The 15,421-nt window shown below is 36.4% G+C and carries 18 protein-coding genes; 5 read left to right on the forward strand and 13 right to left on the reverse strand.

Translation table 11 applies throughout. The annotated features are described in order from the left end of the window. On the reverse strand, positions 1-1,101 hold the full coding sequence (locus M0Q20_RS02160) for an efflux RND transporter periplasmic adaptor subunit (RefSeq protein WP_295058409.1): 1,101 nt from the start codon (positions 1,099-1,101) through the stop codon (positions 1-3). Then, entirely contained in the window at positions 1,102-2,331 is a 1,230-nt protein-coding gene (locus M0Q20_RS02165) for a TolC family protein (protein ID WP_295058411.1), read from the reverse strand. Between the two features lie 91 nt (positions 2,332-2,422). Between M0Q20_RS02165 and M0Q20_RS02170 the strand changes: the two genes are divergently transcribed. Beyond that, on the forward strand, positions 2,423-2,920 hold the full coding sequence (locus tag M0Q20_RS02170) for a MarR family transcriptional regulator (protein WP_295058413.1): 498 nt from the start codon (positions 2,423-2,425) through the stop codon (positions 2,918-2,920). Here M0Q20_RS02170 and ruvX read toward each other — a convergent pair. From ruvX to M0Q20_RS02210, 8 genes are all read right to left on the reverse strand, one after another. Beyond that, positions 2,917-3,318 (reverse strand): Holliday junction resolvase RuvX, encoded by a 402-nt coding sequence (gene ruvX / locus M0Q20_RS02175; protein WP_295058518.1) that lies wholly within the window; start codon positions 3,316-3,318, stop codon positions 2,917-2,919. The genes M0Q20_RS02170 and ruvX overlap by 4 nt on opposite strands. A 1-nt stretch (position 3,319) precedes the next feature. Then, positions 3,320-4,660 (reverse strand): tRNA uridine-5-carboxymethylaminomethyl(34) synthesis GTPase MnmE, encoded by a 1,341-nt coding sequence (gene mnmE / locus M0Q20_RS02180; RefSeq protein WP_295058415.1) that lies wholly within the window; start codon positions 4,658-4,660, stop codon positions 3,320-3,322. Positions 4,661-4,663: 3 nt separating this feature from the next. Continuing rightward, the gene (locus tag M0Q20_RS02185) at positions 4,664-5,545 is read right to left on the reverse strand and encodes a Jag N-terminal domain-containing protein (protein WP_295058417.1); all 882 of its coding nucleotides are present in this window, start codon (positions 5,543-5,545) and stop codon (positions 4,664-4,666) included. Then, complete coding sequence (gene yidC / locus M0Q20_RS02190; RefSeq protein ID WP_295058419.1) at positions 5,538-7,151, reverse strand: membrane protein insertase YidC; 1,614 nt, start codon at positions 7,149-7,151, stop codon at positions 5,538-5,540. The genes M0Q20_RS02185 and yidC overlap by 8 nt, the downstream gene beginning before the upstream one ends. Positions 7,152-7,153: 2 nt before the next feature. After that, positions 7,154-7,480, reverse strand: coding sequence for a membrane protein insertion efficiency factor YidD (yidD, locus tag M0Q20_RS02195; RefSeq protein ID WP_295058420.1), 327 nt, complete (start codon positions 7,478-7,480; stop codon positions 7,154-7,156). Then, a complete protein-coding gene (gene rnpA / locus M0Q20_RS02200) occupies positions 7,473-7,826 on the reverse strand; it encodes a ribonuclease P protein component (protein ID WP_295058520.1) in 354 nt (117 codons plus the stop codon). Before rnpA ends, yidD begins: the two co-directional genes overlap by 8 nt. After that, a complete protein-coding gene (gene rpmH / locus M0Q20_RS02205) occupies positions 7,814-7,948 on the reverse strand; it encodes a 50S ribosomal protein L34 (RefSeq protein WP_137015337.1) in 135 nt (44 codons plus the stop codon). Before rpmH ends, rnpA begins: the two co-directional genes overlap by 13 nt. Positions 7,949-8,065: 117 nt before the next feature. After that, positions 8,066-10,642, reverse strand: a complete 2,577-nt coding sequence (locus M0Q20_RS02210; protein ID WP_295058423.1) for an AAA family ATPase — start codon at positions 10,640-10,642, stop codon at positions 8,066-8,068. 142 nt (positions 10,643-10,784) lie between these two features. Between M0Q20_RS02210 and M0Q20_RS02215 the strand changes: the two genes are divergently transcribed. Beyond that, positions 10,785-11,462, forward strand: a complete 678-nt coding sequence (locus tag M0Q20_RS02215) for a nitroreductase (protein ID WP_295058425.1) — start codon at positions 10,785-10,787, stop codon at positions 11,460-11,462. A gap of 18 nt (positions 11,463-11,480) precedes the next feature. Here the strand turns inward: M0Q20_RS02215 and M0Q20_RS02220 are convergent, their stop codons facing one another. Further along, the gene (locus M0Q20_RS02220; RefSeq protein WP_295058427.1) at positions 11,481-12,338 is read right to left on the reverse strand and encodes a 1-aminocyclopropane-1-carboxylate deaminase; all 858 of its coding nucleotides are present in this window, start codon (positions 12,336-12,338) and stop codon (positions 11,481-11,483) included. Between the two features lie 4 nt (positions 12,339-12,342). Beyond that, positions 12,343-13,173 carry a peptidyl-prolyl cis-trans isomerase gene (locus M0Q20_RS02225; RefSeq protein ID WP_295058429.1) on the reverse strand — a complete coding sequence of 277 codons (831 nt, stop codon included), beginning with the start codon at positions 13,171-13,173 and terminating at the stop codon, positions 12,343-12,345. A gap of 86 nt (positions 13,174-13,259) precedes the next feature. On the opposite strand from M0Q20_RS02225, the gene nth reads away from it, so the two are divergent. Beyond that, positions 13,260-13,901 carry an endonuclease III gene (gene nth / locus M0Q20_RS02230; RefSeq protein ID WP_295058431.1) on the forward strand — a complete coding sequence of 214 codons (642 nt, stop codon included), beginning with the start codon at positions 13,260-13,262 and terminating at the stop codon, positions 13,899-13,901. 35 nt (positions 13,902-13,936) lie between these two features. After that, positions 13,937-14,179 carry a hypothetical protein gene (locus M0Q20_RS02235; RefSeq protein ID WP_295058433.1) on the forward strand — a complete coding sequence of 81 codons (243 nt, stop codon included), beginning with the start codon at positions 13,937-13,939 and terminating at the stop codon, positions 14,177-14,179. 107 nt (positions 14,180-14,286) lie between these two features. On the opposite strand, the gene cmoA is transcribed toward M0Q20_RS02235, so the two are convergent. Continuing rightward, positions 14,287-14,994: a carboxy-S-adenosyl-L-methionine synthase CmoA gene (cmoA, locus tag M0Q20_RS02240; protein ID WP_295058435.1), complete on the reverse strand. Its 708-nt coding sequence runs from the start codon at positions 14,992-14,994 to the stop codon at positions 14,287-14,289. An 80-nt stretch (positions 14,995-15,074) separates the two neighbouring features. Here cmoA and M0Q20_RS02245 point away from each other — a divergent pair, with 80 nt between their 5' ends. Next, positions 15,075-15,419 carry a hypothetical protein gene (locus tag M0Q20_RS02245; RefSeq protein ID WP_295058437.1) on the forward strand — a complete coding sequence of 115 codons (345 nt, stop codon included), beginning with the start codon at positions 15,075-15,077 and terminating at the stop codon, positions 15,417-15,419. Positions 15,420-15,421 lie beyond the last annotated feature (2 nt).

Genomic DNA, 15,421 nt, shown 5'->3' on the forward strand with positions numbered 1-15,421 from the left:
TTAACTGCCTTCCATGATAGTTACTCTGCTGCTTGGTCTTAGTTTTGCTATGTTGCTAACTACAACACTCTCTCCCTCATTTAAGCCCCTAGAGATTAATGCTAAACCGTCTGTGACCTGTAAAACCTCAACTGTTCGCATAGAGATTTCGCCATTTTTTGCAACATAAACTATCAAGGCTTCAGGGGTTTTTATAAGTGCATTTTGCGGGATTTTTACAACATTATCATAGCTAAATCCATCCATGTTAAGCTCAACATAAGAGCCTACTACCATTTCTCTGTTTTGGTTTTTAAAAGTCGCTCTAAGTAAAAGGGTGTCTGTCTGAAGATCTAACTTAGGAGATATAAAGTCAACTACTCCACTATACTTTTTTGAACCTATATTAACAGTAACCTCTGTGCCTATTTTTATTTGCGTCTTATATTTTAATATATCGATACTAGGCACGGAAAACTCTGCATAAACGCTTTCTAATGAAGTAATAGTAGTGAGATTTGCGTTTTGTGCATCAAAATCAATATAAGTTCCAACATCACTGTTGCTTATTCCAATCATGCCGCTTATAGGCGCCTTGATAGTTGTATAGCTATAACTGAGCTCAGCATTTGCTAAAGCTGCTTTTGCTTTTTGAACCTCAGCCTTCGCATCATCATAAGTATATAAAAGTTCATCTCTTTGTTGCTTGCTTATCGCACTATTTTTAAATAGATACTCACCTCTACCCCAATCGTTTGAAGCTTTATTGAAGTTGGCTTCAGCTTTTAGAAGTGCAGCTTTTGCCTCATCGAGTGCTGCTCTATACCCATCTTTTTCTAGTTCGTAAATAATCTCGCCTTTTTTTACAAATGCTCCCTCTGTGAAGTTCTCTTTTTCTAAAATACCTCTTACTCTAGCGACAATATCTACCTCTTTAAAAGGTTTCAGAACTGCAGAGTAACTTTTTGTAAAATCGACTTTTTCATATTTGACCACTTGACCCTTTACCGGCAGCGGTGGCATCTGCGCCATTGTTTGTGGAGTTGAAGTAGCATCTTTTTCATCACTACAACCTATAAAAAGTAGTGATACCACTACTAACGATAATGCTAAATTTTTCATCTATAAAAACTCCTTAATATCTTTTGCACTGTAATAAATCAACTCTGCTTTTTTAATCTCTAAATTATATAGCGCTCTTTCATGATTCCTTGCGGCATCATATTTTTGGCTAAGCGCTAAAAGATATGCGACATTGTCAATTGTTCCGTTTTGATACTTAAACTTGATAAGCTCATATGCAGATGTTGCAGCATCAAGCGCTGCTTTTGTTGCGCCGATTTTAAGCTTTGCAATCTCTAGTGATTTTTTAGCAAGCCTATAATCAACATCTGCTCTATGCTTCTCATGCTCTATTGTTGCTCTTTTACTCAAATACTCTTCATACTTTGACTCATAGCTCTTTGTAGTTGAGCCAAAATCAAAAATATTCCATGAAGCGTAAATCATGGCAATATTTTGTGTATCTATTAAAAAATTAGTTGCCGGTTTATTATCAAAATAGTAGTCGCTGTAGCTTAATGTATTGTCAAAATATACTTTTGGCATATTCTCGCTTTTTCTACCTTTTGCTTCATATAAAAGTGCAGCAGCATCATGCTCAAGTGATTTTATATCATGTCGTACGCCAACGCTGCTCTCATCAATGAAATCTATTTTTGCACCGCTTTGTAGAGTATCGACCTTTCGTGTTGTGTAGTACTCTAACGTATGAAGGATTTTTTCTCTCTCTAGGTCAATTTCATAGAGCGATACGAGTGCATCTTTGAGCGTTGCGTCAATCTTATCTAGCTCATCTTTTGTCACAGAACCCGACTCATAAAAAAGTTCTAGTCTACGAAATTCAGCCTTGAGTTGTTCAATCTCCTGCTGGGTTGCTTCTTTATCTGAGTTAAGCGCCATAAACTCAAAATAGAGTCTTGAGACATCAAGAGAGATGCTGTTTTTTATTGCCTCGACACTCTCTTTGCCGGACTCTATACCTGATTTAAGTTCGTTATAAAGAGTCCCTTTTTTGCCGCCATCATAAAGAGTATATTTTAGACTTGCTTGAACTTTTATTGAATTTTCTGCAAGCGTTACAGTTTCATCATATACATTTTGATAAGTCGCACCAAGTTCCAATGAAGGCAGATAGGAGCTCTTAGTGCTCTCATACTCCTTCTCTCTTGAAGTTACTACGTGCGCGGCAGACTCCACAACTCTATTTTTTTGAGATAACTCTATAAGCTCATCAAGCGTGTAAGAGTATAAAAAAACAGGCAGAAAAAGCAGTGGAAATAAAGATTTCACTAAATCCCCTTTTATTATTTTAGAATAATAATATCACATTAACTCTTAAACATATCTTGCCAGAAAGATATATTTAAGATATAATACTTTTATGAAAAATAGAGTACATGCAGATTTTATAACAAATTTTTACGACAAAGTAAGCGATGGCGAGCTTCCTGAAGTTTTTTTAATGACTTTTCCAATTGCTGTTATTCACAAAACAATCTTCTCACATGCAGAGAGTTTTTTAAAAGATAAATTTGACATGTTAAACTCCGAGCTCGATGTGCTTGCTTCTTTATACACACATAATGGCGTACTTTCACCTACACAGCTTTATGATTTGACAATCTTCTCCTCAGGAGGCATGACAAAGGTTTTAAAAAGACTTCAAGAGAGAGATCTTATATATAGAAAAGCAGATATAAACGATAGAAGATGTATGCTTGTCTGCTTAAGCAGTAGTGGTAAAAAACTTGTTAAAGAGTCTCTCCAAGAGATGTCTAAAGAGTGCAGTAAATATTTTGAAGCTTTTAGCGAAGAGGAGAAGAAGCTATTCTCCTCTTTGTTAAAAAAGATTCTTTTAAATATAAATAGGGTGGATTAGCCTCTGGGAGGTTTTGTTCTTAAAAACCTCTGCAGAATTATCATAGCAGAGATGGAGTCTATTCTGCCGTCACGAAGATGTTTCATCTCCCCTTTCATCATAGACTCTGCCTCTTTAGAACTTCCGGCTTCATCTTGATAAAAAACTTTACCCTCAAAAGAGACTAGGTTCATAAAGTGAGCTATGCGTCTCTTCATCTCCTCTTCGCTACTTCCGCCAAGAGGAACGCCGACAACAACTGCATCTACCTCCCACTCTTTTATAGCCTTTTTAACTTCATCAGCGGCTTGATTACGATTTTTACGAATGATAGATGGAAGTGGAGTTACTATATCTTTATGCGCCGAATATGCCAAGCCTATGCGCTTAAGTCCCAAATCTATAGCTATATACTTGATACTATTTTCCTAAACAAAAAGAGCCGAACATTTTATCAAGCATCTCATCATTTTTAAAAGGTCTCGTTATTGAAGCCATCTCTTTTATAGCCTCGTTTAGATGAAACGAAAATATTTCCAACTCTTGATCTTGAAGTGGATCAAACGCTTCTTCTATATTTTTTAAAGTACTCTCTACAGCGTTTATCTGCCTATGAGATATAAGCATCATCTCATCAGAGCTGTTAGCTCTGTTCATTATACTCTCTAAAGCTCTTACTAGCTCATCAACACTCTCTTTAGAGCTTAGCTGCATGTCAAATTTTATATCTGCATGAACAAATTTTTCTTCTAGGTCGATTTTGTTCTTAACATATAAAATATCTTTATCTTTTGCATCTGATTTTATTAAAGAGATTATCTGCTCATCTTCCGCGTCAGCTTCTCTAGAAGCATCAAAAAGCGCTACAACTATGTCGCTTTGCTCTATCGCTTCTAGTGAGCGTGCTATACCTATTCGCTCTATCTCATCACCTGCCTCACGTATTCCGGCAGTATCAACTATGCGGATAAGATGTGTACCTATTTTGACCTGCTCTTCTATTGTATCTCTTGTAGTTCCTGCAACATCACTGACGATAGCACGGTTATAACTAAGAAGTGCATTTAATAGCGAGCTTTTGCCGACATTAGGCTTACCGACTATCGCTACTTTAAAGCCCTGCATAAGACCCTCTCTTGCCTTGCTAGCAAGAAGAGTTGACTCTAGAGACTTTTTTAACTCCTTAAGTTTTAGCTCAATTTGTAAAACCAAATCCTCCGGCAAATCCTCCTCTGCGTAATCAATACTGACCTCAGAGTAAGCTAATATATGAATTATCTCATCACGGATTTTTTCTATATACTCTTTTAGAGAACCTTTCATCTGCTGTGCCAATATTTTTGCAGCATCTTCACTTTTTGCTTCAATTAACTGCGCAATTGCTTCGGCTTCACTCAAATCAATGCGACCGTTAAAGAATGCTCTTTTAGAGAATTCACCTGCCGTTGCAAGTCTGGCACCATGAGCCAGAGTTGCTTTTAATATGCTTTGAGCGACAATAAAGCCGCCATGACACTGAATCTCAACAACATCCTCGGCAGTAAATGAAAATGGTGCATTGAAGTAGATAACTATAGACTCATCTATAAGCTCATTATTGATGTCATATATATTTGATAGAGTTGCATATCTTGGAGTAAAATTTTTTTTGCGGGTAAGTTTTTTTGCTATTTCAAAAGCTCTATCACCGCTTATGCGAATAATTGCGATAGAGCCTATGCCGTTTGCTGTTGCAATGGCACTTATTGTATCTGTACTCATATATTAGTTATGATAATCGTTTATAATAATAAATTTCAGTCCATCGCGTGTAGAGCGGACAGCTACATATTTGTTTGGATACTTCTCTCTTAGCTCTTTGAGTGCAATTTGTATCAAAACACCATCGAGTATCTTAGTTTGTGCTCTGCCGTCTCTATCTATATTTTCACACACCCCCACTAGATATCTCCCTACCGACTCCTCTTGATTTTTCAAAAATTCGGCAATCTCTAGGCGCAACTGCAACTGGTACTTTGTGTTTATCCAATTAAATATCATATACGATAGCGCTTTGTATCTATACCCCTCTTTTCCTATAAGAAGTGCAGCATCTTCTCCTTTAAACTCAACAAGAAGAGTATCCTCATCATATGCGCTTACCTCTATCTTCTCAATTTTAAAACAGATAGAGTTGAAAAGTTCATTAATCTCTTTTTCTACTTTTTTAACAACTTCATATGCGCTAAGACCCCTCTTCTCCTCTTGCTTCTCTACTTCATCCTCTTCATAGTCGGCAGTGTAGTTGATATCAGCCAAATCATAATCGTCCTCATCTTGCATACTAACAAACGACTGAGGAATAATTGTGTCGTTAATTATATTTTGAGAAGGCTTGGGCTCCTCTTTTTTAAACTCTTTTTTCTCTGTCTGTTTATTTTGAGACTTAAACTCTTGTTTATCTTTTTTTATAGGTTTTTCGGCGCTACTTTTTGTCTCTTGCTTTTTCTTAGCGGCAACGATTATAGCACTCTTCTTAAAAAGTCCTAAAAAGCCGCTGCTTGGGCTTTGGACAATTTCGACTACTAGCTCGCTAGCAGAACACTCCAAAGCAGCCGCAGCATCTTTACAAGCCTGCTCTAAAGTAGTAGACTCTATCTTAATCATCTTTTTTCTCCGCATGCTTATGCGCCGCTATCTCTGCATCTTTAGCATTTTTAAATTGTCTATTTACAATAAACTGCTGCGCGATAGAGAAGAGGTTATTAACAAACCAGTAAAGAACCAACCCTGATGGGAACGTTAAAAAGAAGAACGTAAATATTATAGGCAGAAACTTAAATATCTTCTCCTGCATAGGATCCGTAAAATTACTAGGTGTCAGTTTTTGCTGATAGTACATCGAAGCACCCATTAAAATAGGAAGTATAAATGTAGAATCCATTCTAGATAAGTCATTTATCCACAGCGCCCACTCAGCACCTTGAAGCTCAACTGCATTTAGAAGTACGCGGTAAATTGCAAAAAATACCGGAATCTGAAGCAGCATCGGCAGACAACCGCCAAGAGGATTTGCCCCATGCTTTTTATATGTATCCATTACAGCAGCATTCATGCGCTGAGGCTCGCCCTTGTACTTTTTCTGAAGCTCTTTTATCTGAGGAGAGAGATCCTTCATCTTCTGCATAGAGACCATACCCTTGTACGTCAAAGGATAGAGTACTGTTCTAATTATAATAGTAAGCGCTACAATAGACCAACCCCAGTTGCCAAATATTCCATGTAACCATGATAGAAGCTGAAATAGAGGTTTTGATGCAAAAGTAAACCACCCATACTCAATAGCATTTGTCAGCACTGGATTTATGCTATTTAATGTCTTGTACTCTTTTTGCCCAACGTAACCGCTAAAAGTCATATTTTGAAGTGCTTCAAAATAGATAACCGGGTCATCGTTTCTATCTCTCTCTACAATTATATTTGTATCTTTTGTAAATCCATACATAATTGTCGCAGAGTATTGATCAAATGCTGATATAAGCTCAACACCGGTAAAAATTTTTCGCCCTTCTGCATCGCCGTCTTCTATTATCGTTACTATCTCATCATCCGTATAGACCATAGCACCTGAGACCGTCATCATCTGCTCTGTAATACGAGGTCTCTGACCTAAATAAACAAAGTATCTCTTATCATCAGAGAGAGATATTTTTATATCATAATGCCCATCTGCAAAAAATGTAATCTCTTTTGTAACTTTTAAACTCTCTAACTCTTGAGTTAGTGTAACTTTTTGAGAGCCGCTATCTAAAGAGAGCTCAGATATAGTCGTTTTATAAGGAACTTTTGTTGCCTCATCATTTAGATTTGGATCTAAAAATCTAATAAAAAGAGGCTTTGGTCCAACATCAGGAATCAGCTGTGCATGCTTATCATCTTTATCATTGTACTTATCTTGAAGTAATACTTTAGATGAGATTCGCCCCAGAGTATCTAGCTTAAGTATAAACTTGCTACTTTTAACAGTAACTAGAGTGCTTAAATCATTTACTGCCATTTTCTCATCACTTGAAATCTCATGACTAACTACGTCTTCGACTTTAAGAGCGGGTTGCGATTCTTTAGAAGTTTGTGAGCTTTGGGTATTTGCTTGAGTCCCCTTTGCGTTCTCTTGCTCTTGCGGTGGAAAAATTATCGTATATACTACGAAAAATATAATTGATAACACTACTGCTATCGTCAATCTCTGATTTGGTGTCATTTTGTCTAACACGGTCACCCTTTATATGAAAAATTTTTTATGATATAAAAACGGTTTTTTTTATTTGGAACCAACCAATATTTTATAGAATCAACCCCTATATTTGCGGGCTTTAAAGACAGCTTGTCGAGTAGTGGATACTCTATGCCACCGTCAAATAATTGATTACAACGCAGTATTCTAGTAAAAGTGTGGTAAAAAGCACTTGAAATAGAGTTATTTTCAAAGTTTATTCTTGCATATTCACTACAAGATGGGTAATATCTACAACTACCGTAGCCTATAAGCGTAAAAAACTTCTGATAAAGCCACAAAAATTTAAGCAAAAACTTCCTAATCATTAGGCTCTTTCTTTATCGTATTTAAACGATTTAATATCTTTTTAAAATCATTTTTAAGTTTTTGGTGTGTCACTTCGTTGATTGATTGTTTGGCTACAAAAATATATGTGCCGTCTTTGAGAGATGGTGAGAATTCATGAAAGAGAGCTCTAAGTCTTCTCTTTGCTCTATTTCTTTTTACGGCATTGCCTATTTTTTTCGTAGCCGTAAAACCCACTTTATGAATCTCTTTAGCGGGAAGAAAAAAAAGTACTACACTATCAGAGTGCGCATCTTTTCCTTTTTTATATATATACTGAAACTCTTTGTGGAGTTTTAGTGTATAAAAATTTCCTAAACTGACAATTTTTTACGACCTTTTGCACGACGGCGATTGATTACATTGCGGCCGTTTTTAGTTGCCATTCTTGATCTAAAACCGTGAGTTCTCTTTCTTGGCGTATTGTGAGGCTGGTATGTTCTTTTCATGACATATCCTTCTTTAAAATTAAGTCCGAAATCATATAAAAAAATTGCTTAAAGCGTGGTTAAGATTTGCGTTTTAGGGCAATTAACCACGCTCATGTAACATCTAAAGAGTAGAAATTAAGATATTTTAACCTCTATTTCACCATCTTTATAATCAAACTCTACACTTGAGCCCTCCTCTACTTTACCCTCAAGTATTAGTTCTGCAAGTCTATCTTCAACTATCTCATAAAGAGCTCTTTTTAGAGGTCTTGCCCCGTAAACAGGGTCAAATCCAGCTTCAGCAATATATGCTTTTGCATTTTTGCTAAGTGTCAGGGTTATATCTCTTGAGGCTACTTTTTGTGCAATCTCACTAAAGAATATGTCCACAATTCCTACTATCTGTTCACGCCCAAGCGCATTAAATATAACTACATCATCGAGTCTGTTTAAAAACTCCGGCTTAAATGCCTGTTTTAGCTCACCCATAACCATCTCTTGAAGCGTCTCGGAGTTAGGGTTATTGATTATCTTATCACTTGCAATATTTGAAGTAAGTATAATGATAGTGTTTGTAAAATCAACCGTTACTCCTTTGTTGTCAGTTAATCTTCCATCATCTAAAACCTGCAGTAAGATATTAAAAACATCCGGATGTGCTTTTTCAACCTCATCAAATAAAATAACGCTATATGGCTTTCTTCTAACAGCTTCTGTAAGCTGTCCGCCCTCTTCATAACCGACATATCCCGGAGCTGCACCGACTAAACGAGATACTGCATGTTTTTCCATATACTCACTCATATCTATTCGTATCATGGCATCGGGAGAGTCAAAGAGGAATTTTGCCAATGTCTTAGCCGTCTGTGTTTTACCTACTCCGGTAGGTCCTAAAAATAGGAAGCTCCCGATTGGAGAGTTTCCGCTTGATAGCCCCGCTTTGTTTCTCTTTATCGCACGTGCAACCGCATGTGTGGCTTTGCTCTGACCTACTACCTCTTTGTTTAGCTCCTCTTCAACATTTAAAATCTTATCTTTGTCGGCTTGTAGCATCTTTTGAACAGGGATGCCTGTCCATCTTGAGATTATCGAAGCAATTGACTCTTCATCAACACTATTTTTTAGAAGTGTTCCCTCTTTTTGCATATCTGCCCAGTTTTGAGTTATCTCTTTTTCCTGTGCTAAAAGTGCCGGAATCTCGCCATACTCTATCTCAGCGGCACGATTAAACTCTGATGAGCTTTTTGCTACATGTGCCTCTCTTCTTTTTGCCTCAATCTCATTTTTAATATTTGAGATTTTTCCAAAGACCTCTTTCTCATAAGCAAACTGTGCCTCTAAACTTCTCACACTCTCTTGGACATCAGCAAGCTCTTTTTTTATCTCCTCTAAACGTTTTGTATTTGCAGGAGTATCCTCCATCTTCAACGCTTCCTGTTCAACATGAAGTTCAGAGCTCTTTATCTTTGCATTGCTTAGTGCATGAGGCTCAGACTCTATCTGCATCTTAAGCTCAGCTGCCGCCTCATCTATAAGGTCTATCGCCTTATCAGGCAAAAATCTATCCGCTATATATCTATCGGATAGTTTCGCAGCTGCTACTAAAGCACTATCGGTTATGGTTACATTATGATGCGTCTCTAGACGCTCTTTTATACCGCGCAGAATCTGGAGCGACTGATTGACCGTCGGTTCATCAAGATTGATTGGCAAGAAACGTCTCTGAAGCGCCATATCTTTTTCAAAGTATTTTCTATACTCTTTTAGCGTAGTTGCTCCTATAGTGTGGAGTTCTCCACGCGCAAGTGCGGGTTTTAAGATATTTGCCGCATCCATACTTCCCTCGCTTGCACCCGCGCCTACTATAGTGTGAATCTCATCTATAAAAAGTATAATATTTCCGCTTTTTTTAACCTCATCAATTACAGCTTTGAGCCTATCTTCAAACTCACCTCTATATTTTGCACCAGCAATAAGTGCACTCATGTCAAGCGCTACTACCTTTTTGTTCTGCAAGGAGGTAGGAACTTTGCCATCACTGATTCTTTGAGCAAGTCCCTCAACAAGTGCCGTTTTACCAACTCCCGGTTCCCCTAAAAGCATAGGGTTGTTTTTTGTTTTACGGATAAGTATCTGCATCATGCGCGTAATCTCTTCATCACGACCGATTACAGGAGATAGTTTACCCTCTCTTGCTTCTGCCGTTAAATCTATCCCATATTTTTTAAGTGACTCCAGAGTCTCATCAGAACTTTGCGAATCAATTTTTGTATTTCCGCGCGAAGCTTCTATATTTTTAGCAAGCTCAGATATATCTATATATTTTTTCAAAAGGCTAAAAAACGGTTCATTTTTTAAGTTTGCCAACAAGTAAGTATCCACAGCTAAAAAGGAGTCTGCATTTTTTGTCATAAGCCCGATACCATTTTCAAGAGTCTGAACAAAATTTTTAGAGACTCTTATGCTCTCTTTTGAGACGGTTGAGGATTTAGGCAGTTTTTCGCTTAAGCTCTTTACATCAAGCTCGATTGCAACTTTATCAACACTCATTTTATTAAGCATCTGATTTAGTACCGAGCTTGAGTTAGTAAGTTGCGCCCATAGAAAGTGTATAGGTTCAACCTCCTGATTTTTGTTATAAAGTGCCAGCGAGACTGCTGATTCTATCGACTCAGTCATGTTGTTTGTTAATTTTTCAAATATATTATTCATTTTCAAATTCCTCTACTATTATTTTGACAAATATTATATCTAGTTGAGTGCTCTATTGTCAAGTCTTTTTAGTCTAATGATATTATATTATCTTTTAATTTAATTTATATTATAATTCCAAAAATATTTCTCAGGATTATATATGTCAACAATTATAGACGCTATTGTAAATCGCTCTTCAAAGAGAGCTTTTCTATCTACTCCTGTAACACAGGATATTCAGGAAAAAATATTAAAAGCTGCTTCAATGACCCCAAGCGGAGCAAATATGCAGCCTTGGATTACTTATGCCGTTAGTGATGAAAAAGTTTTAAAAAATATAGGCGACGCTATTATAGATAAGATGGAGAGTGGCGTAGAGCATGACCAGTTTATACAGTACTATCCGCTAAAGTGGAAAAATCCTTATAAAAAAAGAAGATTAGAGACAGGTATTGGCTTATACACTTTAATGGAAGTTAATAAAAAAGATACTATAAAAAGAACTGAAATGTGGCACAATAACTTTAGATGGTTCGGGGCTAGTACAGTCTTTTTTGTCTTTTGCGATAAAGATATGATTGATGGTGCACAAGGAGCACTTATTGACTGTGGTGCCTATATGCAGACTATTATGTTAGCTGCATCTTCTTTTGGGATTCAGAGTTGTCCACAAGGATCAACAACAGAGTTTGGAAGAGTCGTAGCAGATGTTTTAAATGTTCCTGACAACTTAGCACTTCTTTATAGTGTCGTCCTTGGTTATGAGGATAGAGATGCTAAAATTAATACATATCAGCCAAAAAGAGTAGAGATGAGTGAAAATGTTGTTTTTATCTAAATGATTTTACTCTCTAGATTAAGAGACAAAGAGTCCCTTATGACTATAACGCTCTAGCATACTTTTATTTCCACTTACTCCGCCGCTATGTATATAAAAAATTTCCTCATTTGTCTGTGCAAGCAGGCATCTCCATAAATTTGGCGCATAAATCAAATCAAACTCTACTCCGGCATCTAAGAGTTTTTGCTGCATATTTAAAAACTCTATATAGGGCTTTGCAAAACGGTACTTTTTTTCAGGCTCCAAGATAGTCAAGTTTTCTGGAATTTTAGATAGAGCGCTCATCTGCTTTATCAAATACGCACTATCTCCTATGGCCGGTACAGTATATACTCTATACTCAGGAAGAGACAACGCTAGAAAAAGTGCTGTTGTGCCGGTTCCGGAAGGGGTGGCTAAAGAGTTTACCTTTATACCGGATTCTCTTATCTCTTGCGCCAAAACTTCTATCCCTTTTTTTGCCTCTTCTACTGCACCGCCTTGGTCTATTACAAATATCTTCTCATCTAGATTTAGCCTAAGTGAGGCTATGAACTCTTTATAATATTGATGTTGAATCTCAATATGTTTCATACCTAGATTTTTTGCCTCATAAAAGTTTCCGATATTTTCATGTTTGAGGGTAGTGCTTAGTGGTTTTGTATAGTATATGAAGTTCCAATTTTTATCTCTGCACATAGCCGCAATAGCTAACATTGCATTAGATTGTGTTCCGCCGTAAGAGATAATTGTACTGTATCTCTTAGATGGGGTTTGTAGAAGTGTGTATAACTTGCGATACTTGTTTCCTGCTAAATAAGGATCTATTAAATCATCTCTTTTAACATAGAAACGTCTCCCGTTGAGATATATTTCAGAAACAGGAGAGTACATAAATTTAGTTGATTTGCGCTTTTTTCTCTAACTCTTTCATCTTCTCTAGCATTACACTTTTTGCTTTTTCTACCTTTAGTCTCTGCTCAATTGATGCCTTTACTTCAGAGAAACTTCTTGTTGTTTTTGGTTTTTTATCTTCAATGTAAATTACATGATATCCGAATTGAGTCTTAACCGGTACCGTAGTAATCTCTTTTGCTTTCATTGAAAATGCTTTGTCATTAAATTCAGGAACCATCTGTCCTTCAGAAAAATAACCTAAATCGCCACCCTCTGGAGCGCTTGCACATGTAGACTTCTCTTTTGCAATTTCCATGAACTTACTCTTTAGCGCATCGCCCTTTAAAGGTTTTAGTTGAGCGATGATATTTTTTGCATCACTCTCTTTTTCTACAAGTATATGGCGAGCTCTGACGCTCTCGTCCTCTGCAAACTCCTCTTTGTTTGCATCATAATAATCTTTTTTATCTTTTTCAGAAATCGCTATTTTGTCAAACTCTCTTTTTTGCCAAACCTGAATAGCAACCTCTTTTTTAATTCTGTTAGTTACCTCTTCATATCTATCTTTGAAGTCCTGTGCGTTTAATAGGCCTGATTTTTTTGCATCATCATATACAAGCTCTTTAGCAATTAGTTGCTCTAATACCTGCTTTCTAAACTCAGCTTGTTTCTCTTGGGGAACTTGATTTAATCTCCCCTGTGTTGCTGTCATTAATTCTCTATCGACATCTTCTTGAGTAATTGCGGTGCCATTAACCGTTACCAAAGTTTGAGCCATTGAGATTGTTGAGAATATAGCTAACGAAGCTACCAATTTTGTTACTGTTTTCATTCATTCTTCCTTCTTTATGTAAAAAAATTTTAGTTAGTTAATACTAATGATTATTAAACAAATAGCATTTTGTATATAATTACGCCATGAAAAAAGCTACAAAACAGGAAATTAGAGAGATTTGCGACCTCTTTATAGAAAAATACAGTGACGCCGTAACAGAATTAAACTACAAAAATGCATATGAACTAGTTGTTGCTGTTGCTCTCTCAGCACAATGCACCGATGTTAGAGTAAATCTCATTACTCCCGCGCTGTTTAAAAAGTATCCCGATCCACAAACTTTAGCAGATGCCGACATAGAGGATGTAAAATTAATTATTAACAGTTGTTCATTTTTTAATAATAAGGCAAAAAATATTATAGAGATGGCAAAGAGGGTAGTAGAGGTTTACGGCGGCGAGATACCGATGGATGAGAAAGAGCTTATAACTCTCGCAGGAGTCGGACAAAAAACTGCAAACGTAGTTATGATAGAGTACACGGGAGCAAATCTTATGGCAGTTGATACGCATGTCTTTAGAGTCTCTCACAGATTAGGTCTTAGTGATGATAAAACTGCAACAAAAACAGAGGCGACACTTGTTAAAAAATTTAAAAATAACCTGCGTACGCTTCACCAAGGGATGGTGCTCTTTGGTCGCTATATCTGCAAAGCAAAAAATCCAAGATGTGATGAGTGCTTTTTAACCTCTTACTGCAAAACAAAAGAGAGTTTCAAGGTATAAAGTAAATGTGGATTAATTTTTGCTTTAAAAAGAGTATGACAAAATATTTATTAATTATCTCAACGCTATTTCTCTTCTCTGCATGTGTAAATAAACATGGTATTTCAGCTAAGTATTATAGTGAGTGTAAAGAGTATTACGATCTTCAAGGCTACTATCATAAAGAGTGCGGAGAGGATGATATTATCACCTATAAAGAGCTTAGTAAAAAAGCAGATGCGGTTATTGACTATGTAGTCGGAGCCGAAGAAGAGAAGCCAAAAGGGAATGTTTGGTAGATATAAAGTAGTCTTTATAAATTAAAATTGCAAAATAGTTATAGGCGTTTTTTAAAGATGCACACTGTAGTACATTGAAAAAAACAACGACGAAATATGAAACAATTTTACTTTATAGCTATGAAAGTGGCGAAATTTGCCCAGCGAAATACCACCTCACAGTGTGAAAAACCGCAATTTTTCGCCATTTTTATATTTTCATCTTCACTATATGGTACTAAAACATTCTCAAGCGCTTCTCTTTTTTGCACTATCTCATACTCTGAGTAGCCCTGCTCTTTTTTGAAGTCGTAGTAGCACTCAATCAAATCTTTATTTAGCTTTGAGTGATGACTTATAATCTTTTCGCTAAATATAAATATACCGCCTTTTTTTAACGATTTTGCAATCTTTTTTACAAGTTCTTCGCGGATTAGTGGGCGGATAAACTGAAGTGTATAGTTACTTATAAAGAGGTCTGCTTCCTCATAGCCATACTCTAAGATGTCCGCATATTTGAGCTCTATATCTGCTTTAAATGCCTCACACTTTTTTCTGGCTTGCTCAAGCATAGCTTCAGAGTTATCAAGCCCCACTAGAGTGGCAACTGTTTTTAGTTTTCTGCTTATGCTAATTAAAAGAGTTGCGGTAGAACATCCCAAATCATAGGCAACTCCTCCCTCCTCAAGCTGTTTTAAGGCAAAAAACTCTGTAATTTTTTGTGACTCCTTATAAAAAGGCACACTTCTTTGTAACATATCATCAAAAACAGCGGCAACCTCTTCATCAAATTCAAACTGCTTTTTTATCGGTTTTGTAAATACTTTATCGTTCATTTTTATTCCCTAGGCTAAAATTTTAACCAAAATATTATGATACTACTCCTATAATTCGTTAAAAAAAATAAGGTAACCATATGGACATCTCTACATCATCACTTATGCTGATATTTTTCGCGCTGCTTTTTATAGTTAGCTTCTGGAAAATATATGCATTTTTACCAAACAAGCAACTAGAGGATGATGATACTACAGAGGAGTCACAAGAGCAACTCCAACATCTCATGATAAAAGTTATCAGAGAAAACGGTGGCGATTTAGACACTAAAGAGCTCTTCAATCTCATAGCAACCGATCAAGAGTTTGACAAAAAACGGTTTTGGAGATTTAATCAAAATAGATTAAACAAGATGCTAGATTTATATTTTTTACAAAATCCGCATCTAAAAAATATCGAAGATATCTATAAGAGCCTAACTTAAAT

Origin of the sequence: Sulfurimonas sp. (genome assembly GCF_023229025.1) — a bacterium.
Lineage (GTDB): Bacteria > Campylobacterota > Campylobacteria > Campylobacterales > Sulfurimonadaceae > Sulfurimonas.

Excerpts from the sequence above, each read along its gene's own strand:
- mnmE (WP_295058415.1), bottom strand. The coding sequence starts at position 4,660 with ATGAGTACAGATACAATAAGTGCCATTGCAACAGCAAACGGCATAGGC.
- M0Q20_RS02225 (WP_295058429.1), bottom strand. The coding sequence starts at position 13,173 with ATGAAAACAGTAACAAAATTGGTAGCTTCGTTAGCTATATTCTCAACA.
- M0Q20_RS02235 (WP_295058433.1), top strand. The coding sequence starts at position 13,937 with ATGACAAAATATTTATTAATTATCTCAACGCTATTTCTCTTCTCTGCA.
- M0Q20_RS02170 (WP_295058413.1), top strand. The coding sequence starts at position 2,423 with ATGAAAAATAGAGTACATGCAGATTTTATAACAAATTTTTACGACAAA.
- M0Q20_RS02210 (WP_295058423.1), bottom strand. The coding sequence starts at position 10,642 with ATGAATAATATATTTGAAAAATTAACAAACAACATGACTGAGTCGATA.
- rpmH (WP_137015337.1), bottom strand. The coding sequence starts at position 7,948 with ATGAAAAGAACATACCAGCCTCACAATACGCCAAGAAAGAGAACTCAC.
- M0Q20_RS02185 (WP_295058417.1), bottom strand. The coding sequence starts at position 5,545 with ATGATTAAGATAGAGTCTACTACTTTAGAGCAGGCTTGTAAAGATGCT.
- yidD (WP_295058420.1), bottom strand. The coding sequence starts at position 7,480 with ATGATTAGGAAGTTTTTGCTTAAATTTTTGTGGCTTTATCAGAAGTTT.
- M0Q20_RS02220 (WP_295058427.1), bottom strand. The coding sequence starts at position 12,338 with ATGTACTCTCCTGTTTCTGAAATATATCTCAACGGGAGACGTTTCTAT.
- M0Q20_RS02215 (WP_295058425.1), top strand. The coding sequence starts at position 10,785 with ATGTCAACAATTATAGACGCTATTGTAAATCGCTCTTCAAAGAGAGCT.
- M0Q20_RS02245 (WP_295058437.1), top strand. The coding sequence starts at position 15,075 with ATGGACATCTCTACATCATCACTTATGCTGATATTTTTCGCGCTGCTT.
- M0Q20_RS02160 (WP_295058409.1), bottom strand. The coding sequence starts at position 1,101 with ATGAAAAATTTAGCATTATCGTTAGTAGTGGTATCACTACTTTTTATA.
- nth (WP_295058431.1), top strand. The coding sequence starts at position 13,260 with ATGAAAAAAGCTACAAAACAGGAAATTAGAGAGATTTGCGACCTCTTT.
- cmoA (WP_295058435.1), bottom strand. The coding sequence starts at position 14,994 with ATGAACGATAAAGTATTTACAAAACCGATAAAAAAGCAGTTTGAATTT.